Genomic DNA, 23,314 nt, shown 5'->3' with positions numbered 1-23,314 from the left:
GCGCCCCAACCAGAGGGGAAGCACGACATGAGTCTGAACCTGAAGGAACGCCGGAACAAGACGGGCACCGTGCTCGTCGCCACCGGCGAGATCAACAGCGAGACCTCCGGCACCCTGCTGGAGACCCTGCTGCCGCTCGTCCGCGAGGGCCGGGCGCTGCGCATCGACCTGACCGCCGTCACCTACGTCTCCAGCGCCGGCCTGCGCACCCTGCTGGTCGTCTACCGCGAGGCCCAGCACGCCGGCGTCGCCGTCACCCTGTACGGGGTGAGCGAGGAAGTCCGGTTCGTCATGTCGGCCACCGGCTTCCTCGACTTCTTCGAGACCGGCCAGGCCGCGGCCGCCGCCGGGCGGGCCAGGGCCGCGCGATGAGCGAGGCCCGCTCCGAACGAGTGCTGCGCGTGGACGCGTACCCGACCCACGAAGTGGGCGGGTACCGCGTCCGCGCGGGCAAGCCGTTCCCCTTCGGGGCCAACGTGGTCCCCGGCGGGGTCAGCTTCTCCGTCTTCTCCGACCAGGCCACCTCCATGACCCTGGTCATCTACAAGCGCGGAGAGCCCGAGCCGATGGCCGAGCTGGAATTCCCCGACGAGTTCCGCACCGGCAGCGTCTTCTCCATGACGGTCTTCGGCCTCGACCACGAGAACATCGAGTACGGCTACCGGGCCGACGGCCCCTTCGACCCGGCCACCGGCCACCGCTTCGACGCCCGCCAGGTCCTCTCCGACCCCTACGCCCGGCTGATCGCCGGCCGCGACGTGTGGGGCGTGGAGCCGGACCGCAGCCGCGGCTACCAGTACCGCTCGCGGGTCTGCCTCCAGGACTTCGACTGGGGCGACGACACCCCGCTGGGGATCCCCGCCGAGGACCTCGTCGTCTACGAGGCCCACGTCCGAGGCTTCACCCGGCACCCCTCCTCGCAGGTCACCGCCCCCGGCACCTTCGCGGGGCTGCGGGAGAAGATCCCGTACCTCAAGGAGCTCGGGGTCAACTGCATCGAGCTGCTTCCCGTCTTCGAGTTCGACGAGAGCGACAACCCGCGCAGCAACCCGGAGACCGGCGAGAAGCTCTACGACTACTGGGGCTACAACACCGTCTCCTTCTTCGCGCCCAAGGCCGGCTACGCGGCCACCGGACGCTACGGGATGCAGGGCGACGAGTTCCGCACCCTGATCAAGGACCTGCACGCGGCCGGCATCGAGGTCATCCTCGACGTCGTCTTCAACCACACCGCCGAGGGCAACGAGCAGGGCCCCACCATCTCCTTCAAGGGCCTCGACAACGCCACGTACTACATGCTCACGCCCGAGGGGTACTACTTCAACTTCAGCGGCACCGGCAACACGGTCAACTGCAACCACCCCGTCGTGCGCAACTACGTGCTCGACTGCCTGCGCCACTGGGTCGCCGACTACCACGTCGACGGCTTCCGCTTCGACCTCGCGGCCATCCTCGGCCGGGACCTGGACGGCACCCCGCTGCCCAACCCGCCGCTGCTGGAGATGCTCGCCTTCGACCCCGTCCTGCGGCACACCAAGCTGATCGCCGAGGCCTGGGACGCGGGCGGCCTCTACGAGGTCGGCAACTTCCCGGCCTACGGCCGCTGGGCCGAGTGGAACGGCAAGTACCGCGACACCGTGCGCCGCTTCCTCAAGGGCGACCCCGGGGTCACGGGGGAGCTGGCCACCCGGATAGCCGGCTCGCCCGACCTCTACTCCAGCCGCGGGACCACCGCATCCGTCAACTTCCTGACGGCCCACGACGGTTTCACCCTGGCCGACCTCGTCTCGTACAACGACAAGCACAACGAGGCCAACGGCGAGGGCAACAACGACGGGGCCAACGACAACAACAGCTGGAACTGCGGGGCCGAGGGCCCCACGGACGACCCCGCCGTCAACGCCCTGCGGCTGCGCCAGATGAAGAACGCCCTGGCCATCCTGCTCACCAGCCAGGGCATCCCGATGCTGCTGTCCGGGGACGAGGTCGCCCGCACCCAGCAGGGCAACAACAACACCTACTGCCAGGACAACGAACTGTCCTGGTTCGACTGGGACCAGGTCGACGAGAACGCCGAACTGCTCCGCTTCACCCGCGAGCTGATCGCCTTCCGGGGCCGCCACCGCGAGCTGCGCTCCACCACCCACCCCACCGGCCGGCTCCGCGACGGCCTCGGGCTGCCGGACATCAGCTGGCACGGGGAGCGGGCCTGGCAGCCCGACTGGTCGCCGGAGAGCCGCCTGATCGCGGTGGCCCGCTGCGGCACCTCCGACGAGGACGTGGTGTACGTGGCCATGAACTCCCACTGGGAGGCGCACGACCTGGAACTGCCCGCCCTGCCCCACGGCCGCAGCTGGCACCTGTTCGCCGACACCGGGGCCGAGGCCCCGCACGACATCCGCACCCCGGGGACCGAGCAGGAGCTCGACAACGCCGGCAAGTACCTGATCGGCCCGCGCTCGGTCGTGATCCTGGTCGGCCGCGCCAACGACCCCGAGTGACCGAAGGAGACCTGACATGCCGCTTTCCGTGTCCCTGAGCATCGAGGGCGACACCACCGTGATCGAACTGACGGGCGAGCTGGACGCCAAGACCGCGCCGGACTTCCACCAGACCATCGAGAAGGCCGCCGGCCACGGCACCAGCACCGTCGAGATCCGGATGGCGGGCGTCGGCTACATGGCCAGCGCCGGGCTGCGCTCCCTGGTCTTCGCCCAGCAGAAGGTGGCGGACCACGTCACCATCAAGGTGGTCGGCGCCATCGAGCCCGTCTCGCGGACCATCCGCACGGCCGGACTCGACCGCAGCATCCTGCTGGCCGATGACTGAGCACACGGCCCGGGCCGGTGAGTGACGTGGTCGAACTGGCGAGGAAGCCCGCCGTGCTGGAGGTGCCCGCGACGCTGGGGGCACTGGGCGAGATCGCCGCGTTCGTCCTGCGGCTCGCCGCCCGGGCCGGCCTCGGCACCGGGGCGACGTACCGGATCCGGCTGGCCGTGGACGAACTGGCCACCAACATCGTGATGCACGGGTACCGGGGCGGCGAGGGACGGATCACCGTCCTGGGCCGCTCCGGTCCCGACGGGGTGCGGATCGTCATCGAGGACACCGCCCCCGCGTTCGACCCCGTCGCAGGCCGCCTGCCGCCCGCCCCCGGGGTCCCCCCGGAACGGCGCAGGGTCGGCGGCCTCGGCATCCACCTGGCCCTGACCAGCGTGGATGCGTACACCTATGCCCGCAGGGACGGCCGCAACATCAGCACGCTGACCGTCAAGGCCGAGGGGACGGACGCATGCCCTCCACGACCGTGATCATCCTCGACGTGCACCCGCTGCCCCCGGCCGGACTGCTCGAAGCGCTCCGGCTGATGGACGCCGAACTCGTCACCCCCACCCTCCCGCTCCTGCTGCGCGGCCGCCTGGACGCGCTGCCCGCGGGGGACGTCCTGCTCGTCCCCGCCGAAGCCGACGGGGACACCGTGCGCACCGTCGTGCGCCGGCTGCGCCGCTGGGCCGGGGCCCCGATCGTGGTCGCCTGGACCGTCGCCGACTTCGCCGCCCTGGAGCGGCACGTCCGCCTCGGCCACGACTACCTCGTCCCGCCCTTCCTGCCCGCCCTGGTCGCGGCCCGGCTGCGCAGCTGCACCGAACGCGCCGGACTCGGCCGCACCGTGCAGGAGGCCGACGCCCGCGCCGAACTCATGGGCTACGAGAAGGAACTGGAGATCGGCCGGGAGATCCAGGCCGGCTTCCTGCCCGAATCGCTGCCCGTCCCCGCAGGCTGGGAGATCGACGTCCGCTTCCGGCCGGCCCGCCAGGTCGCCGGGGACTTCTACGACGTCTTCGAGATCTCCCGGGGCCGCAGACTGGCCCTCGTCGTCGCCGACGTCTGCGACAAGGGAGTGGGCGCCGCCCTCTTCATGGCGCTCATCCGCTCCCTGCTGCGCCACACCGCCGAGAACAGCGGCCTGCAGCACCTGATGGCCGCCGGCCGCAGCGGCGGCAGCCGGCGCACCCCGGTGGTCGGCGCCACCCCGCTGCTCAACGCGGTCACCGCCACCAACGGCTACCTCACCCGCAACCACCTCAGGCAGGGGTACTTCGCCACCCTCTTCTTCGGCGTCCTGGACCCCCGCACCGGCAGCCTCGTCTACATCAACGGCGGTCACAACCCGCCGCTGCTGCTCTCCGGCGACGGCTCCGGCACCCGGGCCCTGGAGGTCACGGGACCTGCGGTCGGGGTCCTCCCCGACTGCGTCTACACCCTCGGCTACGCCCAGCTCGACCCGGGCGACACCCTTTTCGTGTTCACCGACGGAGTGCCCGAGGCACGCTGCCCCGAAGGCTACTTCCTCGGTGACGACAGGATGCTCGAACTGCTCGCCGGCCCCCCGGCGAGCGGCCGGGACGTGGTCGACCTGATGGACCGGGCGGTGCGCGAGCACACCGGCACCGCCGAACAGCACGACGACGTCACCATGCTGGCCCTGCACCGGCCACGTGCGGCGCGGGGGCCGCATGCGGACGGGGCGGGCTACCGGGTGGTGGCGTGATGACCCGGACCATCGTGGTGCACTCGCACCGCGGCGGCACCGGGAAGTCCTCGGTGCTGGCCAACCTCGCCCTGCTGCTGGCCGCGGCCGGACAGCGGGTCGGGGTGGTCGACACCGACCTCCAGTCGCCCACCCTGGACCTGCTGTTCGGGGTCGCGCCGGGCACCGGCTCGCTGGCCGACTACCTGCTCGGCCGCTGCGAGATCGAGGCCGCCGCCCGGCGCACCTCGGTGGCCGGCCTGTACGTCGTACCGGCCCGGACCGGGACGGCGGCCCTGCGGGAGCTGATGGCCACCGGGTACGACGTCGGCCTGCTCCCGGAGGGCTTCGAGCGGCTGGCGCGCAGCCACGCGCTGGACGTCCTGCTGCTCGACACGCACGCAGGGCTCAACAACGAGTCGGTGACCGCCATGGGCAGCGCCGACGTCGTACTGATCATGACGAGGGCGGACCGCGTGGACCTCTCCGGGGTCGAGGAGACCATCGCCCTCGCCGGGCGGCTGGCCTGCCGGCGCGCCCTCGTCCTGAGCATGGCGCCCGAGGGCGTCGACCACCAAGCCGTCCGCCGGCGCGCCGAGGAGGTATACGGCACCCCCCTGGCCGGAATCCTCCCGTACGTACCGGAAATGGCGGCCCTCTACGGCGAGCGCATATTCGCCGAAGCGTTCCCCGACCACCCCCTGGTCGGCGAATTCCGCACGATCCTCACGGCGTTGGACGCACGTGACGAAGTATCGCGGGCCTGACGTCACCCCCTTACGCCCCTCCTCCAGGGGCGTGTTGAATCGGCAGCGAATCCAGAACAAGGAGAGAATCATGAGGATTCTCGTCGTCTTGACGGCAAAGGCCACCCTCCATCTCCTGGACGGGGAGCAGCACCCCTCGGGCTTCTGGGCCGAGGAATTCGTGGTCCCCTACACCCTCTTCCAGGCCGCCGGCCACACCGTCGACGTGGCGACGATCGGGGGCACCACCCCCACGGTCGACCAGACCAGCATCGACCCCGGCTTCCTGCGGTACGTCCGCCCGGAGGGCTCGCCCGACGAGGACGCCGCCAACGCGGCCGAGTACGTCCGCGTCATCGAGCAGGCCCCCCAGCTGCGCAGCCCCCTCGCGATCGAGTCCCTCGGCGAGAAGGACGTCGCCGGGTACGACGCCCTCTACATCAGCGGCGGCCACGGGGCCATCGGGGACCTGCCGAAGTCCGACGAGCTCGCGCAGGTGCTGCGCTGGGCCATCGCCCAGGACAAGCCCCTCGCCACCGTCTGCCACGGCCACACCGCCCTGCTCGCCCTGCGCGACGGGGAGGGCCGCTGGCCCTTCGAGGGCTACCGGATGACGGCGTTCTCCCATGACGAGGAACTGGTCACCAACATGGCCGGCCGACTCCCGCTGATCCTGGAGGCCGAGCTGACCAGACTCGGCGCCCGCTACGAGAAGGCCGACGTCATCTGGGACTCCCACGTCGTCGTCGACCGCAAGCTCACCACCGGCCAGAACCCCTACTCCTCCAAGGCCCTCGCCGAGACGTTCCTGCGCCGGCTCGAAGAGGCGTAGGGCCTGTCCGACCATTCCCACCGGGGCCGGCCCGCCCGGCACGCACGCTCGCCGCACGGCCGAAACGCCCAAGTAGCTCCGCTACGAGGGCGTCCCGGCCGCACGCCGATCGCACGCACCGAACGACCCGGCCTGATCCGGCGCGAATGGTCGGTCAGGCCCTAGCCCCCGCGACACCGGAAGGTGCAGCCATGACCAAGCGCGAGCTCAGCGGCCACCCGCTGGCCCACCCCGGGAAGCTGTTCATCGGCGGCCAGTGGGTCCCGGCCCGGGACGGCCGCACGGAACCGGACATCAGCCCGATCGACGGACAGGAGATCGTACCGGTGGCCCAGGCCGCCGCGACCGACGCGGACGCCGCCGTCGCGGCCGCCCGCACGGCGTACGAGGAGGGCCCGTGGAGCCGGCTGTCGGCCCAGGAGCGAGCGCTGCGGCTCAACCGCGTCGGTGAGCTGATCGAACGGGACCTGGAGGAGATCGCCCTGCTGGAAACGGTGGACATGGGCAAGCCGTTCGCCTTCTCCAGCACCGTCGACGCACCCATGGCCGCCCAGCTGATGCACTACTACGCGGGCGCGGTCACCAGGGTCGACGGCTCCTCCAGGGCCCCCGCCGGCGGCCAGCTCGCCTACACCCTGCGCGAGCCGCTGGGCGTGGTCTGCGCCATCACCCCGTTCAACTTCCCGCTGCTGCTGTCGATGACGAAGATCGCCCCGGCCCTCGCGGCCGGGAACACGGTGGTCCACAAGCCCTCCCCGGCCACCCCGCTCACCGCCCTGAAGATCGCCGAGCTGTTCCAGGAGGCGGAGATCCCCGACGGGGTGCTGAACGTGGTCACCGGGCCCGGCGTGGAGCTCGGCGAAACCCTCACCGGCCACCCCGGCATCGACAAGATCGCCTTCACCGGCTCCACCGCCGTCGGACAGTCGATCATCCGCAAGTCGGCCGGCACCCTGAAGAAGGTCACGATGGAACTCGGCGGCAAGTCCGCCAACATCGTCTTCGCCGACGCCGACCTCGACGCCGCCGAGGAACTGGCCTTCTTCGGCATCTACTACAACAAGGGCGAGATCTGCACGGCCGGCTCCCGGCTGCTGCTCCAGCGCCCCATCCACGACGAACTGGTCGAACGCCTGGTCCGCCGGGCCGCCGCCCTCAAGCCCGGGGACCCGCGCGACCCGGACACCCTCTTCGGGCCGCTGGCCCACCGCGCCCAGTTCGACAAGGTCAGCTCCTACATCGAGGTGGGCGAGAAGGAAGGCGCCCTCCTGCGCACCGGCGGCACCGGCTGGACCCCCGAGGGCGCCTCCAGCCAGGGCCTGTACTTCCTGCCCACCGTCTTCACCGGCGTCGACAACGGGATGCGGATCGCCCAGGAGGAGATCTTCGGCCCCGTCCTGTCGGTCATCCCCTTCGACACCGAGGAGGACGCCGTGCGCATCGCCAACGACAGCGCGTACGGCCTCGCCGCCGGCGTCCACACCAAGGACCTGCGCCGGGCCCACCGGGTCGCCTCGCAGATCAAGGCCGGCACCGTCTGGGTCAATTGCTACAACCAGTACGACCCCTCCGTCCCCTACGGCGGCTACAAGGCCTCCGGCTACGGCCGCGAGTGCGGCCCGGAGTCCCTGGAGAGCTACACCCAGACCAAGTCGGTCTGGATCGGCATGGACTGAACGGACCCGACGTCCGGCACCGCCGGACCGAGCGATCGAGGAGCATCGATGCGGACAGGCGTCATCGGCACCGGACGGATCGGCTCGACCCTCGCGAGGATCCTGGTGGCGGCAGGCCACGAGGTGGTCCTCGCCAACGCCACCGGGCCGGAATCACTCGCCCCCCTGCTGGCCGAACTGGGCCCTGCCGCCACCGCGGCACGCCCCGCCCCGGCCGCGGGACGGGCCGACCTCCTGGTGCTGATGGTGCCGTACGCGAGCGTGCGCGGGCTGCTGCCCCCGCACGTCGTGCAGGACAAGGTGCTGGTGGACGCCACCAACGCGTTCAGCGGCCCCGGCACCCCCGCCGACCTGGGCGGGCGCACCTCCAGCGAACTGGTCGCCGAGTGGTACCCCGGTGCCCGGGTCGTGAAATCCCTGAACACCATGCATTTCGAAACCCTGGCCACTGCCGGCAAATCCGCAGGGGAACGCCTCGCGCATTACACGGCGGGCGACGACCCCAAAGCGAAGGAAATCGTCGCGGGAATCATCGCCGATCTCGGATTCGCCGCCGTCGACACCGGATCGCTGCACTCCGGAGGAATTCTCCAGCAGCCCGGCGGCCCCCTCTTCAACCGGTCGCTCACGGAAGCGCAGGCGCTCGCATGGATCTGACACCCGCCCCCACCCTGACCCTCCACGTGAACGGGAGACCCGAGGAGTTCGCGGCCCGGCCGAGCGAACTCCTCGTGGAACGGCTCCGCGACGGACTCGGGCTGACCGGCACCAAGGTCGGCTGCGACACCGGCCAGTGCGGCACCTGCGTGGTCCGCCTCGACGGCCGGTCCGTCAAGAGCTGCCTGGTCCTGACCGCCTCCGCCGCCGGCTCCGAGGTCACCACCATCGAGGGGGTGTCCGAGCGGGGCGGTGAACTGACCGGCCTCCAGGAGGCCCTGCGCCAGGAGCACGGCACCCAGTGCGGGTTCTGCACCCCCGGGATGGTGATGGCCCTCGGCGAGCTCGTGGAGAACACCACTCCCGGAACGGCGCCCACCGAGCCCGAGATCCGCGAGTGGCTCACCGGTAACCTGTGCCGCTGCACCGGCTACCACAGCGTGGTCCGCGGCGTGCAGCGCGCCTGCGCCGCGCCGCCGCCGGCCCCTTCCGCCGGTTCCGCCGTGCCCGCGGCCGAGGGGCGGTGAGGGGGATGACCACCGTGACGGGGGAGAGCACCACCGCGGGCACCGTCCTCGGGCAGCCGCTCGACAGCCGCGAGGACCCGCAACTGCTGCGCGGCGAAGCCGTGTACGTGGCGGACATCGACCTGCCCGGCACCGCCCACATGGCCATCCTCGGAAGCCCGGTCGCCCACGCGAGGATCCTCTCCATCGACACCGCGGCGGCCGAGCGGCTGCCGGGCGTCCTGAAGGTGGCCACCGCCGCCGACTTCACCGACGTCATGCCGCTGCCCTGCATCTGGATACCCGGCGGGGTGGAGAGCCACTTCCCGCCCCACCCCTACGGACTGCCCGGCGCCCGCCCGGTCCTCACCGGGGACACCGTCCGGCACGTCGGCGATCCCGTGGCCGTCGTCGTCGCCGAGACCCCGCGCCAGGCCGCCGCCGCCCTCGCCGCGATCGACGTGGCCTACGAACCGCTGCCCGTGGTCACCCGGGCCGACGAAGCCCTCGCCGAGGGGGCGCCCCAGCTGCACGAGGCCGTCCCCGGCAACCTCAACGCGTACTGGACCTGCGGCGACAAGGACCGCACCGACGCCGCCATCGCCCGCGCCGAGGTCACCGTCGAGCTGGACCTCGTCAACCAGCGCACCATCAACAGCCCCATCGAACCGCGCGGGGCCGTCGGCGACTACAACGCCGCCACCGGCGAGTACACCCTCTACGCCTCCACCCAGGGCCCGCACAACCACCGGTTCCTGCTCTCCGCGCTGGTCCTCGGCATCCCGTTCAACAAGCTCCGCGTGATCGCCCCGACCGTCGGCGGGAGCTTCGGCACCAAGGGCTACCTCTACCCCGACATGGCGCTGGTCCTGCTGCTCTCCAAGGCGCTCGGCCGGCCCGTCAAATGGGTCGACACCCGCACCGGGCTGATGAACTCCACCGTCCAGGGCCGCGACCACCGCCAGCACGTCACCCTCGCCGGCACCCGCGACGGCCGGATCACCGCCGTGCGCTGCACCAGCTACGCCAACCTCGGCGCCTACCCCTCCACCATCGGCCCCGGCGTCGCCACCGCCCTGATGGGCCGCTCCATCAGCGGCATGTACGAGATCCCCGCCGCCTTCTGCGAGGTGTACGCCGCCTTCACCAACACGGTCTCCCTCGGCGCCCAGCGCGGCAGCGGACGCGCCGAGGCCGCCTTCCTGATGGAACGCCTCGTCGACCGGTACGCCGCCGAGATCGGCATGGACCCGGCGGAGGTCCGCCGCAGGAACCTGGTGCCCAAGGAGAAGTTCCCGTACGACAACGGCCTCGGCTGGACCTACGACTCCGGGAACTACGCGCCCAACTTCGAGCGGGCCCTGGAGCTGGCCGGGTACGCCGGCATGCCCGCCCGCAAGGCGGCGGCCCGCGCCCGCGGCAAGCGCCTGGGCGTCGGCATCGCCACCTACGTGGCCATCTGCGGGGTCGGCCCCTCGACCCGGATGTCCAAGGAGGGCATGCTCGGCGGCACCTGGGAGAGCGCCAACATCCGCGTCCACCCCACCGGCGAGGTCACCGTCACCGTCGGCTCCGCCTCCACCGGCCAGAGCCACGGCACCGTCTTCGCGATGGTCGCCGCCGACGAACTCGGCATCGACCCGGCGCAGGTCCAGGTGTACGAGGGGGACACCCTCAAGGCCCCGTACGGGCAGGGCACCTACGGCTCCCGCTCCTACAGCATGGCCGCCCCCGCCGTCGCCCTCACCGCCCGCAAGATCAAGGCCAAGCTGATCAAGGCCGGGGCCGTCTTCCTGAACGTCCCCGAGGACAAGGTCGTCTACGAGCACGGCGGCGTCCACGAGGCCGGAAACCCGGAGAACGCCAAGACCTTCGCCGAACTGGCCATGGCCATGTGGTACGGCTGGGGCCTGCCCCCCGAGATCGAACCGGCCCTGGACGAGACCACCCACTTCGACCCGCCGGACTTCAACTACCCCTTCGGCACGCACGTCGCGGTGGTCGAGATCGACGAACTCACCGGTGAGACCGAGGTGGTCGACTACACCGCCGTGGACGACGCCGGGAACATCGGGAACCCGAAGATCGTCCACGGCCAGATCGAGGGCAGCATCGTGCACGGCCTGGGCCAGGCCCTGATGGAGGCCGCCGAGTACGACGAGAACGGCATCCTGCTCAGCTCCGACCTGACCCACTACGCCCTGCCCCGGGCGGCCGACGTGCCCTTCTTCACCCTCGACCGGACCGTCACCCCCTCCCCGCACAACCCGCTCGGCGCCAAGGGCGCGGGCGAGATCGCCACCGTGCCGCCCGCCGCCGCCGTCGTCAACGCGGTGGTCGACGCCCTCGCCGACCTGGGCGTCCAGCACATCGACATGCCGCTGACCCCCGAGAAGGTCTGGCGCGTACTGGAAGGAGGGGCCCGGTGATCCTCGCCGACTTCGACTACGTCCGGCCCGCCTCCCTCGAAGAGGCCCTCGCCCTCCTCGCCGGCACGGACGGGGCCCGGGTGCTCGCCGGCGGCCAGAGCCTGCTGCCCGCCCTGCGCACCGGAGCCGACCGGGCCCGCCTGCTGGTCGACCTGCGCCACCTCGCGGCCCTGCACGGGGTCGCACGGACCGGCGGCGAGCTGCGGATCGGGGCGCTGACCACCCTCGCCGAGCTCGCCGCGCACCCGCAGGTGCGGGCCGGGGCCCCGGAGCTGGCCGCCGCGGCCCGCGCCAACGGCGACCCCCAGGTCCGCAACCTCGGCACCGTCGGCGGCAACCTGGCCGCGGCCGAGCGCCCCACCGACCTGCCCGTCGCCGCCATCGCCGCCGGCGCACGGGCCGAACTGGCCGGACCCGGCGGGACCCGAACCGTCCCGGCCGAGGAACTGGCCGCCTCCGGGGTGCCCGCCGGGGAGGTGCTGACCGCCCTGCTGGTGCCCGCCGCCGGAGGGGCGGCCGCCTTCGAGAAGACCGCCGACCGGGCCACCCGCTACCCGCTGTGCGCCGCCGCCGTACGGATCACCCCCGACGGGCCGCGGATCGCGGTCACCGGAGCCACCCCCCGCGCCCTGCGCCTGCGCGGGGTCGAGGACCGGCTGCGCGGGGGCGCCTACACGACGGGGGCGGTGCTCGCGGCGTTCCGCGCCGAGCCCAGGGAGCTGTTCGTCCCCGGGCGCGGTACCTCGGCCGAGTACCTCGGCCATCTCGCGGGCGTGCTCACCGCCCGCGCGCTGGCCCGGGCGGCGGCCCACAGCAGCGCCTGAGACGGCCCGCCGGGGCAGGGCGGGGGAGTGGAGTTGACGAGCGTGCCCGAACCGACCGAGACGACGACCACGGGAGACGTCCTGCACCCAGCCGGCGGCCGCGCGGCGGCCGGGCCGAGACCGTCCGGCTTCTGGGTGGTGGGCGCGGTCCTCGTCCTGCTGATGCTCTCCTCCTCCGTGCCCTCCGCCCTCTACGTGCTCTACCAGCAGCGCTGGGGACTGTCCTCCGGCGTCGTCACGGTGGTCTTCGCCGTGTACGCCGTCACCGTCCTCGCCGGGCTGCTGCTGTTCGGCTCGCTCTCCGACACCCTGGGGCGCCGGCCCGTCCTCGCCGCGGGGCTGGTCCTCGCGATCGTCTCGATGGGACTGTTCGCCGGGGCCGGGGGACTCGGCCTGCTGCTCGCCGCCCGCGCCGTACAGGGGCTGGCGGTGGGCCTGGCCACCGGGGCGATGGGGGCGGCCCTGCTGGAACTCAGCCCGCGCTCGCGGCCCGCCCTCGGGGCGCAGGTCAACAGCGCGGGACCGACCGTCGGCATCGGCCTCGGCGGGCTCGGGGCGGGACTGCTCGTCCAGTACGCGCCCGCCCCGACCGTGCTGAGCTACCTGCTGCTGGTCGCCGCCTTCGCGGCCACCCTGGTCGGGGTGGTCCGGATGGGCGAGAGCGCGCCCGGCGCCGGGGGCCGGCTCCGGGTGGCACCGCGCCGGATCCGCGTACCGCCCGCCATACGGCGCAGGTTCGCCGTGCTGGTGCTGACGATCGTGGCCGTCTGGACCGTCGGCGGCTTCTACCTCTCGCTCGGGCCGCACCTGGCCCTGTCCCTGCTCCACACCACCAACTACCTGGCCGGCGGGGCCACGGTGGCCCTGCTCGCCGGCTCCGCCACCGCCGCCCAGCTGCTGCTGGGCCGCACCGCACCGCTGCGCACCGCCGTGCTCGGGCTGCTCGGGCTGCTCGCCGGGCTCGCCCTGGTGCTGCTGGCGCTCGGCCTCGGCTCGGCGCCCGTGTTCCTCGCCGCCACCGCCGTCCTCGGCAGCGGCTGGGGAGCGGCGTTCCTCGGCTCCTTCCGCGCGATCAGCACCCTCGCCGAACCCGAACACCGCGGCGAACTGACCGCCGCCGTCTACGTCTTCGCCTATCTCGCCATGAGCGTCCCGGCGGTCCTCGCCGGACTCCTGACCAACATCCACGGCCTGCAGCGCACCTCCGTCGGCTTCATGGCCGCCGTCGCCGCGGTGTGCGCGCTGGCCCTGTTCACGACCCTGCGGCTGGCGGCGCGCACCAGGGCCGAGGGGAGCACCCTGTGACCACTGTGAGCACCAAGGAGCTGCGGACCACCCTGCAGGGGCTGGAGATCTTCGCCGCCCTCACCGAGGACCAGCTGGACTGGCTCGTCTCGGTCTCCCACTTGCGCGTCCTGGCCGACGGCGAGGTCCTCTTCCGCGACGGGGACGAGGCCACCTGCTTCCACGTGCTGGTCTCCGGCGGGCTGGTCGTCACCAAGGTCGTCGACGGCCGGGAGGAGGTCCTGACCCGGCACTCCACCGAGGAGGAGAGCGCCGCCGCGGACGAGCACGACGGCAAGCCCACCGCCGCCCACCGGTTCACCGGGGAGCTGCCCCTGCTCACGGACGGCTCCTACGTGGCCACCGCCTCCGCCAGCGGCCCGGCGACCACCGTCGTGGCCTATCCCAAGCCGGTGTTCTTCGAGATGCTGACCCGCTGCAACGGGGTGGCCGCCGTACTGATCCCCGTGCTGGCCTGGCGGATCAAGTCCTCCGAGGTCCAGGCCCGCAAACGGGCCACCGTCGAGGCGCTGGGCACGCTGGCCGCCGGCCTGGCGCACGAGCTCAACAACCCGGCCGCCGCCGTGGCCCGCGCCGCGCAGGAGCTGGTGCCCGCCCTGGACCGGCTGACCGCCACCGCGTACGGGTGGGGGGCGGCCGCCACGGACGCGGAGCGCGGCGTGCTGGAGCGGCTGGCCGGGGAGCTGGACCGGCTCCCGCCGCCCGAGACCACCGACCCGCTGGCCCAGGCCGACGCCGAGGAGGAGATCACCGACTGGGCGCAGGAGGCCGGAGCGGCCCGGCCGGGACTGCTCGGCTCCGGGGCCTCCGACCTCGGGCTGGAGCTCGAATGGCTGCTGGAGCGGCTGGAGGGGATCGGCGAGGCCTCCCTGGCCGCCGCCCTGGACCACCTGGCGGCGCTGCTGGAGGCCCGTTCGCTGGCCGCCGAGCTGCGCGCGGCGGGGCCCCGCATCTCCCAGCTGGTCGCGGCCACCCGGGACTACGCCAACCTCGACCGGGCTCCCGAGCAGCGGTTCGCGGTGACCGACGGCCTGGAGAACACCCTGGTCGTGCTCCGCTCCAAGCTCGCCGGGATCACCATCGTCCGCGCCTACGAACCGGACCTGCCGGAGCTGACCGGGTACCCGGGGGAGCTCAACCAGGTGTGGACCAACCTGGTCGACAACGCGGCCGAGGCCATGGAGGGCGCGGGCACGCTGACCCTGCGCTGCCACGCCGAGGGCGTCTGCATGGTCGTGGAGATCACCGACACCGGCCGGGGCATCCCCGAGGACGTCCTGCCGCGCATCTTCGAGCCCTTCTACACGACCAAGGACGTGGGCAAGGGCACCGGTCTGGGGCTGCACCTCAGCTACCGGATCGTGACCCAGCGCCACCACGGGTCGATCACGGCCCGCTCCCGGCCGGGCGAGACCCGGATGCTCGTACGCCTGCCCCTGGCGGGCTGAGCCGGCGCCCCGGTCGGCCCGCCCCCGCGAACCGTCACCCCGCAAGCCGTCACCCACTCCCACCGAAAGGAAGTCGAACATGGCCAAGTACGACATCTCCGCGCTGCACCCGGTCTTCGTCCGCCAGATGGACGCCCTGGCCGCGCTGGACATCGAGGCGGTGATGAAGAACTACACCGAGGACGCCGTCCTGGTCCGCTTCGAGGGGGCCTCGGTGGGCATCGAGGCCGTTCGCGAGACGTTCACCGGCTATCTCACCCTCAAGCCCACGCTGGTCGAACTCCAGGAGTACATCGAGACCGACGACACCATCTTCTACCGGGCGATCATGAACCTGAACGGCGCTCCGGAGCAGGCGTTCGGGACACTCGTCGTCCGCGATGGCCGGATCTGGCGCCAGACGGCCGGCTTCGGCAGCTGACCGCCCTTTCGTGGGTAGCGTGGGCGGGGAGGGCGCAGGCGGCCCTCCCCGCGCACGTGAGGGAAATGTGAAGGGGAGGTCATGGAGCAGGAAACCAACCGGGTGGAGGCGTTCAGCGACGGCGTATTCGCCATCGTGATCACCATTCTGGTGCTGGAGTTAAAGGTTCCGGAAGAGCGGGGGTCCGCCCTGTGGCACGGGCTCCGGGAGCAATGGCCGCACTATGCCGCGTATCTGGTGAGTTTCCTCATCATCGGCGTGATGTGGGTGAACCACCACACGATCTTCAGTCACCTCAAGCGGGTCGACCGGCCCCTGTTGTTCCTGAATCTGCTGGTGCTGATGGTGGTTTCGGTGATTCCCTACACCACCAACATCCTCGCCGAGCACCTCATGGACGGGGATTCGGCCAACGTCGCCGCGATCCTCTACAGTTCGTGGACCGTCGTGTACGCCCTCGCGTTCCTGGGCTTCTGGTGGTACGTGACCAAGGTCGGCCACCTCTTCCACGAAGCGGTGGACAAGGACGGGGCCCGGGCCACCCGCGTCCGATTCGGGCTGGGTGCGGTCGCCTACCCCTTGACTGTGATTCTGTCCTTCTTCTCCGCACCTCTCACTCTCGTCGCACACTTCCTGATCGCCCTCTACTACGCGGCGAACCAGATCCCCATCCCGCTCGTGGTAGAGGAAGAGCGGCTCGAATCTGGCAGCGACCTCAGGAAGTAGCCGCAGGGCCCTACGGCCGTTCTCGGCCGTCAAGTAGGGTCAAGGTCTGATCTGGTCGCGGGGGAGGCTCCAGATGGTTCGCGCAGTGGTGCCGGAAGATTCCACCACGGAAATATCCGAATTGATCGACGAATTGATCTCGCTATTCTTCGAGTCATTACCGCGGCGGGACCAGCGAAACTGGGCCCGCGTTTATCTCGACGGTCTGGTCCGGACCAGCGGGAAGAAAACGATCCGCAACATCGCCGGAACGGGGGCCAGTTCCGTGGAACAGAGCCTCCAGCAGTTCATCAGCAAGTCGCCGTGGGACTGGACCCCGGTGAGGCGGTCCCTCGCCCAGCACCTCGAACGCACCGCACAGCGCCCGCTGGCCTGGGTCGTCCAGCCCATGGTCATCGAGAAGGCCGGCGACCGCTCCGTGGGAGTCGGCAGGCAGTTCGTGCCCCAGCTCGGCCGCACCGCCAACTGCCAGCAGGCCGGCGGGATCTGGCTCGCCTCCAGCGAGGCCAGCTTCCCCGTCGAATGGACCCTCACCCTGCCCGGCCCCTGGACCAGCGAACTGCTGCGCCGCCGCCGGGCCGGCATCCCCGACACCGCACGCTCCCAGACACCCGCGCTGGACGCCGTCCACGCCGTCCAGCGCATGGCCGCCGGCTGGCAGCTCCAGCGCCGCCCGGTCGTCATGGAGGTCTCCAACTCCGATCTCCCTCCCGTCCTCGACGCCTTCACGCTCCAGGACATCCCCTTCGTCCTGAAGGTCGACGGCTCCCTGCCCGTCTCCTTCGGCGGCGCGGGCCGCCACAAGCCCGGCCCGTACACCGCACCCGCCCGCGAACTGATCGACTCGCTGCGCTCCCAGCGCCGCGTCGTCGAATGGACCCGGCACGGCCGGGCCGAGGGATCGGTCACCCTGCTCACCTCGGCCCACATCCTCGCCACCCCCGCCGAGGACCGGCCCGCGCCCGCCCCGCCCACCCCGCTGCTCCTGCTCGGCGCCTGGACCGAGGCCTCCCTGCTGCCCTCCGAGTTCTGGATCACCAACATCGGGGACCGGCCGCTCGCCCAGCTCTTCCTGCTCGCCAAACTCACCGACCGGGTCGCCCTGGACTTCACCGAGACCTGCGAACCCGTAGGCATCCGCGACTTCGAGGGCCGCTCCTTCCGCGGCTGGCACCACCACGCCACCCTCGCCAGCGTCGCCCACGCGGCCCGCCTGCTGGGCACCGGCGGTCGGCACCCCGACCCGGTGTCCCTCGCCTCGCCCGCCCGCTACCCGGGCGGACGCCCTCCCGGCCGGCCCCCCGCCGTCCTCCCGCCGCGGCCCCTGATCCCCGGCCAGTCCGCGCGCCGCGCGTACATCCGCTGATGCTCGACATCGCCGGACCCCTGCGCACCTGGTGCGCCGAACGCCGCGAGTTCGCCCTGGCCACCGTGGTCGCCGTCAGCGGCAGCGCGCCCCGCGGCCCCGGCGCCAGCCTGGCCGTGGACGCCGACGGCACCGCGCTCGGCTCCCTCTCCGGGGGCTGCGTGGAGTCCGCCGCTCACGAGCTCTGCCTGGACGCCATCGCCTCGGGCCGCGGCGGCGTCCACCGCTTCGGCTACAGCGACGACGACGCCTTCGCGGTGGGGCTGACCTGCGGCGGGGTCCTGGACGTGCTGGTCACCCCGGTACGCGGCCAGGACCCCGTCCGCCCCGTCCTCGGCTCGGTGCTCGACGCCGCCGCCGGCGGGGGCCGGGCCGCGCTGGCCCGGGTGGTCTGCGGACCGCCGGGCCAGCTCGGCCGGGCCCTGGCCGTCCACGCCGACGGCTCCTGGGAGGGCGGCCTCGACGGCGGAGCCGCCCTGGACCGGGCCGCCGCCGAACGGGTCCGGGCCCTGCTGCTCGCCGGCCGGACCGGCACCGCCGAGCTGGGCACCGCCGGCGGGCTGTGCGGCGAGCCCCTCACCCTGCTGGTGGAATCCGCCGCCGAACCGCCCCGGCTGATCGTCTACGGGGCCGTCGACCACGCCTCCGCCCTGGCCCGGATGGGGGCCTTCCTCGGCCACCGGGTCATCGTCTGCGACGCCCGGCCCGTCTTCGCCACCCCCGAACGCTTCCCCGGCGCCGACGAGGTGGTCGTGGACTGGCCACACCGCCACCTGGCCGCCGAACGCGACGCCGGGCGCCTGGACACCCGTACGGCCGTGTGCGTCCTGACCCACGACGCCAAGTTCGACGTACCCGTCCTCGCCCTGGCCCTGCGGCTCCCGCTCGCCTACGTCGGGGCCATGGGCTCGCGCCGCACCCACGCCGAGCGCACCGGACGGCTGCGGGCCGAGGGGGTGACCGAGGCCGAGCTGGCCCGCCTCAGATCGCCCATCGGCCTCGACCTGGGCGGGCGCACCCCCGAGGAGACGGCCCTCGCCATCGCCGCCGAGCTCACCGCCGTCCGCCACGGGGCCACGGCGGCCCCGCTCACCGGGGGCCTGCACCCCCTCCACCGCCCTTTCGGGACCAACGTCTCGTAGGAAAGGACCACCCGGCCCGGAATGTCCTGGACGATCGGCCCGGGCGGCATGAACCCCGGGCCGTGGGAGAATGAAGTACGTGCGTTTCCTCGGCTGCCTTCTGTCGAGGTACCTCCGATCGACTGGGATGTTCAGCACGTGCGTTTCCTCAATGACCTGAAGCCGCCGTACGACCTGACGTACGACGATGTGTTCATGGTGCCGAGCCGCTCCGCGGTCGGCTCCCGCCAGGGCGTGGACCTGGCCTCGCCCGACGGCACCGGCACCACCATTCCGCTCGTGGTCGCCAACATGACCGCGATCGCCGGCCGGCGCATGGCCGAGACCGTCGCCCGCCGCGGTGGAATCGTCGTCATCCCGCAGGACATCCCGATCGAGGTCGTCACCGACGTCATCTCCTGGGTCAAGACCCGCCACCTCGTGCTCGACACCCCGATCACGCTGGCGCCCACCCAGACCGTCGCCGACGCGCTGTCCCTGCTGCCCAAGCGCGCCCACGGCGCGGGCGTCGTCGTGGACGCCGACCACCGCCCCGTCGGCGTGGTCACCGACCACGACCTCACCGGCGTGGACCGCTTCACCCAGCTCTCCGAGGTCATGTCGAAGGAGCTCCTGCTCATCGACGCCGACATCGACCCCCGCGAGGCCTTCAACCAGCTCGACGCCGGCCACCGCAAGCTGGCCCCGGCCGTCGACAAGGACGGCAGGCTGGTCGGCATCCTGACCCGCAAGGGCGCCCTGCGCGCGACCCTGTACACCCCGGCCACCGACGCCGGCGGCAAGCTGCGCATCGCCGCCGCCGTCGGCATCAACGGCGACTTCGTGGGCAAGGCCAAGCAGCTCCTCGACGCCGGCGTGGACACCCTCGTCATCGACACGGCCCACGGCCACCAGGAGTCGATGATCAACGCGATCAAGGCCGTCCGCGCGCTGGACCCGCAGGTCCCGATCGTGGCCGGCAACATCGTCGCCGCCGAGGGCGTCAAGGACCTCATCGACGCCGGCGCCGACATCATCAAGGTCGGCGTGGGCCCCGGTGCCATGTGCACCACCCGCATGATGACCGGCGTGGGCCGCCCGCAGTTCTCCGCGGTCCTGGAGTGCGCCGCCGAGGCGAAGAAGTACGGCAAGCACGTCTGGGCCGACGGCGGCGTCCGCCACCCGCGCGACGTGGCCATGGCCCTCGCGGCCGGCGCCTCCAACGTCATGATCGGCTCCTGGTTCGCCGGCACGTACGAGTCCCCGGGCGACCTCCAGCAGGCCGCCGACGGCCGCCTGTACAAGGAGTCCTTCGGCATGGCCTCCGCCCGCGCCGTGCGCAACCGCACCTCGGAGGAGTCCGCCTACGACCGCGCCCGCAAGGCGCTGTTCGAGGAGGGCATCTCCACCTCCCGCATGTTCCTCGACCCCGCCCGTCCGGGCGTCGAGGACCTGATCGACTCGATCATCGCCGGTGTCCGCTCCTCCTGCACCTACGCGGGCGCGGGCTCCGTCGCCGAGTTCGAGGAGAAGGCCGTCGTCGGCATCCAGTCCGCCGCCGGCTACGCCGAGGGCAAGCCGCTGCACGCCAGCTGGAGCTAGTCCTCCCGGGCTCCGCCCGACGCCCCGCCCCCCGCCGGACCGGCCGGGGGGCGGGGCGTCGTCGTGTGCACCCCCGCCCGGTACTTGGGGATCCGGACCGTGACCTTCATACCCGCGCCCACACCCGTCTCTACCACCAGCCCGTAGTCGTCCCCGTACACCTGCCGCATCCGCTCGTCCACGTTCGGCAGCCCGATCCCCGACGACGAACCCGCCCGGTCCCCGGCCAGGATCCGGCGCAGCCGGGCCGGATCCATGCCCACGCCGTTGTCCTCGATCGTCAGCACCGCCTCCGCGCCCGCGTCCCGGGCCGCGATCGTGATCCGGCACTCCCCGGCGGAGTCCTCCACCCCGTGCTTGACGGCGTTCTCCACCAGCGGCTGCAGACACAGGAACGGCAGCGCCACCGGCAGCACCTCCGGCGCCACCTGCAACGTCACCTTCAGCCGGTCCCCGAACCGGGCCCCGGCCAGCGCCAGATACCGCTCGATGGACCGCAGCTCCTCGGCCAGGGTGGTGAACTCCCCGTGCCGGCGGAAGGAGTAGCGGGTGAAGTCCGCGAACTCCAGCAGCAGCTCGCGCGCCCGCTCCGGATCGGTCCGCACGAACGAGGCGATCGCCGCGAGGGAGTTGAAGATGAAGTGCGGGGAGATCTGCGCCCGCAACGCCTTGATCTCCGCCTCCATCAGCCGGGTCCGCGCCCGGTCCAGCTCCGACAGCTCCAGCTGGACGGAGACCCAGCGCGCCACCTCCGTCGCCGCCCGCACCAGTACCGCCGACTCCCGCGACCCGTACGCGACCAGCGCGCCCAGCACCCCGTCCTCACCGGTCAGCGGGGCGAACACCGCCCACTTCAGCGGGCAGTCCGGCCGCGGGCACTCCGTGCGCACGCTCTGGCTGCGCCCCGACTCCAGCATCACCGCCACCCGGGCCATCGCCCGCCGCTGGTGGTGGTCGGCGCCCGGCCCGTCCCAGGCCAGCACCGCCTCCCGGTCCGTCAGGCACAGCGCCTCCGTGCCCAGCAGCGAACGCAGCCGCCGCGCCGCCTTGCGGGCGGCGTCCTGGGTCAGCCCGGCGCGCAGCGGGGGAGCGGCCAGCGAGGCGGTGTACAGGGTGTGGAACGTCGCCCGCTCCACCGGGGTCCCCAGTCCCGGCCCGGCCGCCCGCTCCCCGCGACGCCCGGCCTGCCACCGGCCGCCCGCCCAGCCCAGGCCCACGAGCAGCACCGCCCCGGCCGCGGCCAGCACCGCCTGCGCGGCCGCGGTCACCAGGCACCCCCGCCGGACCGCCGGGCCCCGGCCACGTCCTCCGGGAGGTGGAGCCGCGCCAGTGCCGCCCCCACCGCGGCCGGGACCCGGGACCGGGTGGCCAGCGACACCGACACCATCGTCAGGAACCCCAGCGGCACGGACCACACCGCCGGCCAGGCCAGCAGCGCGTGCGCCCACCCCCGCGGGACCAGCCCGCTGCGGGTGGCCACCACCGCGCCCAGCGCCGCCCCGCCACCGGTGAGCAGGCCCGCCACCGCGCCGGGCGGGGTCAGCCCCCGCCACCAGATGCCCAGCACCAGCAACGGGCAGAAGGAGGACGCCGACACCGCGAAGGCCAGCCCGACCGCGTCCGCGACCGGCACCTGGGTGGTCACGAACCCGCCCGCCAGCGGTACCGCCATCGCCACCACGACCGCGAACCGGAAACTGCCCACCCCCCGCCGGGGGAGCACGTCCTGGTGCAGCACCCCGGCCACCGCCATGGTCAGCCCCGAGGCCGTCGACAGGAACGCCGCGAAGGCGCCCCCGGCCAGCAGCGCCCCCAGCAGGTCGCCGAGCAGCCCGCCGAGCATCCGCTCCGGCAGCACCAGCACCACCGCGTCGGCGTCCCCGGTCAGCGCCAGCTCGGGCGCGTAGATCCGGCCCAGGGCCCCGTACACCTGCGGCAGCAGGTAGAACACCCCGAGCAGGCCGAGCACGACCAGGGTGGTGCGGCGGGCGGCCCGCCCGTCGGGGCTGGTGTAGAAGCGGACGGCGACGTGCGGCAGGCCCATGGTGCCGAGGAAGGTGGCCAGGATCAGCCCGTAGGTGGCGTACAGCCGGTGCTCCCGCTCCCCGCCGGACAGCGGCTTCGACCAGCCCGGGGTGTCCCGGACGGCCCCGGCGGGGGAGTCGGGGACGGCCGAGCCGGCGGCGAACTCCAGCCGGGTGCGGGCCTGGACGGAGTGCCGGCCGGGCTCCAGCGTCAGCGGGGCGTCCCGGTAGGCGCGCCCGTCCACCCGGCCCGTCACCTCCAGGGCCAGCGGCTCGCGCACCGACAGCCGGACGTCCTCCCCGAGGGTGACGGCGGTGTGCTCGCGGAAGACGGCCGGGGCGTCGAAGGAGGCGCGGGGCGCGCCGTCGCCCGCCCAGGCGGCGACCAGGAAGAAGGCGGGCACCAGCAGGGCGGTGAGCTTGAGCCAGTACTGGAAGGCCTGCACGAAGGTGATGCTGCGCATCCCGCCCGCCGCGACCGCCGCCGTGACCACGCAGGCGACGACCAGACCGCCCGCCCAGGGCGGCGCCCCGGTCAGCACCTCCAGGGTCAGCCCCGCCCCCTGGAGCTGCGGCAGCAGGTACAGCCAGCCGACGCCGAGCACGAACAGCACCGCGATGCGCCGCACCCCCTGGGACTGGAGCCGGTCCTCGGCGAAGTCCGGCAGTGTGTACGCCCCGGAGCGGCGCAGCGGGGCCGCGACGAACACCAGCAGGACGAGGTACCCGGCGGTGTACCCGACGGGGTACCAGAGCATCTCCGGGCCCTGGAGCAGCACCAGCCCGGCGACCCCGAGGAAGGAGGCGGCGGACAGGTACTCCCCGCCGATGGCGGCCGCGTTGAGCCGGGGGCCCACGGTGCGGGAGGCGACGTAGAAGTCGGAGGTGGTCCGCGATATCCGCAGCCCGAGCGCGCCGACGAGCACCGTGGCCAGCACGACGACGGTGACCGCGGTCAGCGCGTACGTCTGGTTCACGGGGGTCCTTCGACGGGCGGGGGAGGGGATCATGGGAGTCTACGCAGCCCCCGGGCCCCGGAACAGGCGCGTTCCGGCCCTTGACCCGGGGTGGGTGCGCCCTGCCCCCCGCCGGGCTGCGGC

The 23,314-nt window shown here is 72.7% G+C and carries 21 protein-coding genes; 19 read left to right on the top strand and 2 right to left on the bottom strand.

What is annotated here, in order from left to right:
• Positions 1-27 precede the first annotated feature (27 nt).
• The 19 genes from BX286_RS07850 to BX286_RS07755 all read left to right on the top strand — a co-directional run bounded on the left by BX286_RS07850 (position 28) and on the right by BX286_RS07755 (position 20,190).
• Positions 28-372 (top strand): STAS domain-containing protein, encoded by a 345-nt coding sequence (locus BX286_RS07850; protein ID WP_079424956.1) that lies wholly within the window; start codon positions 28-30, stop codon positions 370-372.
• A complete protein-coding gene (gene glgX, locus BX286_RS07845) occupies positions 369-2,501 on the top strand; it encodes a glycogen debranching protein GlgX (RefSeq protein ID WP_237292703.1) in 2,133 nt (710 codons plus the stop codon). The genes BX286_RS07850 and glgX overlap by 4 nt, the downstream gene beginning before the upstream one ends.
• A gap of 16 nt (positions 2,502-2,517) precedes the next feature.
• Positions 2,518-2,829, top strand: coding sequence for an STAS domain-containing protein (locus BX286_RS07840; protein WP_079424952.1), 312 nt, complete (start codon positions 2,518-2,520; stop codon positions 2,827-2,829).
• Between the two features lie 17 nt (positions 2,830-2,846).
• Positions 2,847-3,311 carry an anti-sigma regulatory factor gene (locus BX286_RS07835; RefSeq protein WP_237292701.1) on the top strand — a complete coding sequence of 155 codons (465 nt, stop codon included), beginning with the start codon at positions 2,847-2,849 and terminating at the stop codon, positions 3,309-3,311.
• Positions 3,293-4,552: a PP2C family protein-serine/threonine phosphatase gene (locus BX286_RS07830; protein WP_079424950.1), complete on the top strand. Its 1,260-nt coding sequence runs from the start codon at positions 3,293-3,295 to the stop codon at positions 4,550-4,552. Before BX286_RS07835 ends, BX286_RS07830 begins: the two co-directional genes overlap by 19 nt.
• Positions 4,552-5,298, top strand: coding sequence for a MinD/ParA family protein (locus BX286_RS07825; protein WP_079424948.1), 747 nt, complete (start codon positions 4,552-4,554; stop codon positions 5,296-5,298). Before BX286_RS07830 ends, BX286_RS07825 begins: the two co-directional genes overlap by 1 nt.
• Positions 5,299-5,368: 70 nt before the next feature.
• Entirely contained in the window at positions 5,369-6,109 is a 741-nt protein-coding gene (locus BX286_RS07820; RefSeq protein ID WP_121014776.1) for a type 1 glutamine amidotransferase domain-containing protein, read from the top strand.
• Positions 6,110-6,300: 191 nt separating this feature from the next.
• A complete protein-coding gene (locus BX286_RS07815; protein WP_079424945.1) occupies positions 6,301-7,785 on the top strand; it encodes an aldehyde dehydrogenase in 1,485 nt (494 codons plus the stop codon).
• A gap of 48 nt (positions 7,786-7,833) precedes the next feature.
• The gene (locus BX286_RS07810) at positions 7,834-8,442 is read left to right on the top strand and encodes an NADPH-dependent F420 reductase (protein ID WP_079424943.1); all 609 of its coding nucleotides are present in this window, start codon (positions 7,834-7,836) and stop codon (positions 8,440-8,442) included.
• Positions 8,433-8,969, top strand: a complete 537-nt coding sequence (locus BX286_RS07805; protein WP_079424941.1) for a (2Fe-2S)-binding protein — start codon at positions 8,433-8,435, stop codon at positions 8,967-8,969. Before BX286_RS07810 ends, BX286_RS07805 begins: the two co-directional genes overlap by 10 nt.
• A 5-nt stretch (positions 8,970-8,974) precedes the next feature.
• Positions 8,975-11,377, top strand: a complete 2,403-nt coding sequence (locus BX286_RS07800) for a xanthine dehydrogenase family protein molybdopterin-binding subunit (protein ID WP_079424939.1) — start codon at positions 8,975-8,977, stop codon at positions 11,375-11,377.
• Positions 11,374-12,201 (top strand): xanthine dehydrogenase family protein subunit M, encoded by an 828-nt coding sequence (locus BX286_RS07795; protein WP_121014775.1) that lies wholly within the window; start codon positions 11,374-11,376, stop codon positions 12,199-12,201. The genes BX286_RS07800 and BX286_RS07795 overlap by 4 nt, the downstream gene beginning before the upstream one ends.
• Positions 12,202-12,243: 42 nt before the next feature.
• Positions 12,244-13,506 (top strand): MFS transporter, encoded by a 1,263-nt coding sequence (locus BX286_RS07790; RefSeq protein ID WP_121014774.1) that lies wholly within the window; start codon positions 12,244-12,246, stop codon positions 13,504-13,506.
• On the top strand, positions 13,503-14,954 hold the full coding sequence (locus BX286_RS36465; protein WP_159402073.1) for an ATP-binding protein: 1,452 nt from the start codon (positions 13,503-13,505) through the stop codon (positions 14,952-14,954). Before BX286_RS07790 ends, BX286_RS36465 begins: the two co-directional genes overlap by 4 nt.
• A 79-nt stretch (positions 14,955-15,033) precedes the next feature.
• Positions 15,034-15,375 (top strand): nuclear transport factor 2 family protein, encoded by a 342-nt coding sequence (locus BX286_RS07775; RefSeq protein ID WP_079424931.1) that lies wholly within the window; start codon positions 15,034-15,036, stop codon positions 15,373-15,375.
• Positions 15,376-15,456: 81 nt separating this feature from the next.
• Positions 15,457-16,101: a TMEM175 family protein gene (locus BX286_RS07770; protein ID WP_237292699.1), complete on the top strand. Its 645-nt coding sequence runs from the start codon at positions 15,457-15,459 to the stop codon at positions 16,099-16,101.
• A gap of 73 nt (positions 16,102-16,174) precedes the next feature.
• Positions 16,175-17,467, top strand: coding sequence for a transposase (locus tag BX286_RS07765; protein WP_079424929.1), 1,293 nt, complete (start codon positions 16,175-16,177; stop codon positions 17,465-17,467).
• Entirely contained in the window at positions 17,467-18,609 is a 1,143-nt protein-coding gene (locus tag BX286_RS07760) for an XdhC family protein (RefSeq protein ID WP_121014772.1), read from the top strand. The genes BX286_RS07765 and BX286_RS07760 overlap by 1 nt, the downstream gene beginning before the upstream one ends.
• Positions 18,610-18,726: 117 nt before the next feature.
• Entirely contained in the window at positions 18,727-20,190 is a 1,464-nt protein-coding gene (locus BX286_RS07755; RefSeq protein WP_121017596.1) for a GuaB1 family IMP dehydrogenase-related protein, read from the top strand.
• On the opposite strand, the gene BX286_RS07750 is transcribed toward BX286_RS07755, so the two are convergent.
• Complete coding sequence (locus tag BX286_RS07750; protein WP_079424925.1) at positions 20,187-21,458, bottom strand: sensor histidine kinase; 1,272 nt, start codon at positions 21,456-21,458, stop codon at positions 20,187-20,189. The genes BX286_RS07755 and BX286_RS07750 overlap by 4 nt on opposite strands.
• Positions 21,455-23,191: a cation acetate symporter gene (locus tag BX286_RS07745; RefSeq protein WP_079424923.1), complete on the bottom strand. Its 1,737-nt coding sequence runs from the start codon at positions 23,189-23,191 to the stop codon at positions 21,455-21,457. Before BX286_RS07745 ends, BX286_RS07750 begins: the two co-directional genes overlap by 4 nt.
• Positions 23,192-23,314 lie beyond the last annotated feature (123 nt).

The organism is Streptomyces sp. 3211.6, from assembly GCF_003634815.1.
GTDB lineage: Bacteria > Actinomycetota > Actinomycetes > Streptomycetales > Streptomycetaceae > Streptomyces > Streptomyces katrae_A.
The sequence above is the reverse complement of the archived record's forward strand: the minus strand, read 5'-3'. Positions and strand labels throughout refer to the sequence as shown.

What these genes read in the sequence shown, in the direction of transcription:
- BX286_RS07850 (WP_079424956.1), top strand. Translation starts at nt 28, where the DNA reads ATGAGTCTGAACCTGAAGGAACGCCGGAACAAGACGGGCACCGTGCTC.
- glgX (WP_237292703.1), top strand. Translation starts at nt 369, where the DNA reads ATGAGCGAGGCCCGCTCCGAACGAGTGCTGCGCGTGGACGCGTACCCG.
- BX286_RS07840 (WP_079424952.1), top strand. Translation starts at nt 2,518, where the DNA reads ATGCCGCTTTCCGTGTCCCTGAGCATCGAGGGCGACACCACCGTGATC.
- BX286_RS07830 (WP_079424950.1), top strand. Translation starts at nt 3,293, where the DNA reads ATGCCCTCCACGACCGTGATCATCCTCGACGTGCACCCGCTGCCCCCG.
- BX286_RS07825 (WP_079424948.1), top strand. Translation starts at nt 4,552, where the DNA reads ATGACCCGGACCATCGTGGTGCACTCGCACCGCGGCGGCACCGGGAAG.
- BX286_RS07820 (WP_121014776.1), top strand. Translation starts at nt 5,369, where the DNA reads ATGAGGATTCTCGTCGTCTTGACGGCAAAGGCCACCCTCCATCTCCTG.
- BX286_RS07815 (WP_079424945.1), top strand. Translation starts at nt 6,301, where the DNA reads ATGACCAAGCGCGAGCTCAGCGGCCACCCGCTGGCCCACCCCGGGAAG.
- BX286_RS07810 (WP_079424943.1), top strand. Translation starts at nt 7,834, where the DNA reads ATGCGGACAGGCGTCATCGGCACCGGACGGATCGGCTCGACCCTCGCG.
- BX286_RS07805 (WP_079424941.1), top strand. Translation starts at nt 8,433, where the DNA reads ATGGATCTGACACCCGCCCCCACCCTGACCCTCCACGTGAACGGGAGA.
- BX286_RS07800 (WP_079424939.1), top strand. Translation starts at nt 8,975, where the DNA reads ATGACCACCGTGACGGGGGAGAGCACCACCGCGGGCACCGTCCTCGGG.
- BX286_RS07775 (WP_079424931.1), top strand. Translation starts at nt 15,034, where the DNA reads ATGGCCAAGTACGACATCTCCGCGCTGCACCCGGTCTTCGTCCGCCAG.
- BX286_RS07770 (WP_237292699.1), top strand. Translation starts at nt 15,457, where the DNA reads ATGGAGCAGGAAACCAACCGGGTGGAGGCGTTCAGCGACGGCGTATTC.
- BX286_RS07765 (WP_079424929.1), top strand. Translation starts at nt 16,175, where the DNA reads ATGGTTCGCGCAGTGGTGCCGGAAGATTCCACCACGGAAATATCCGAA.
- BX286_RS07760 (WP_121014772.1), top strand. Translation starts at nt 17,467, where the DNA reads ATGCTCGACATCGCCGGACCCCTGCGCACCTGGTGCGCCGAACGCCGC.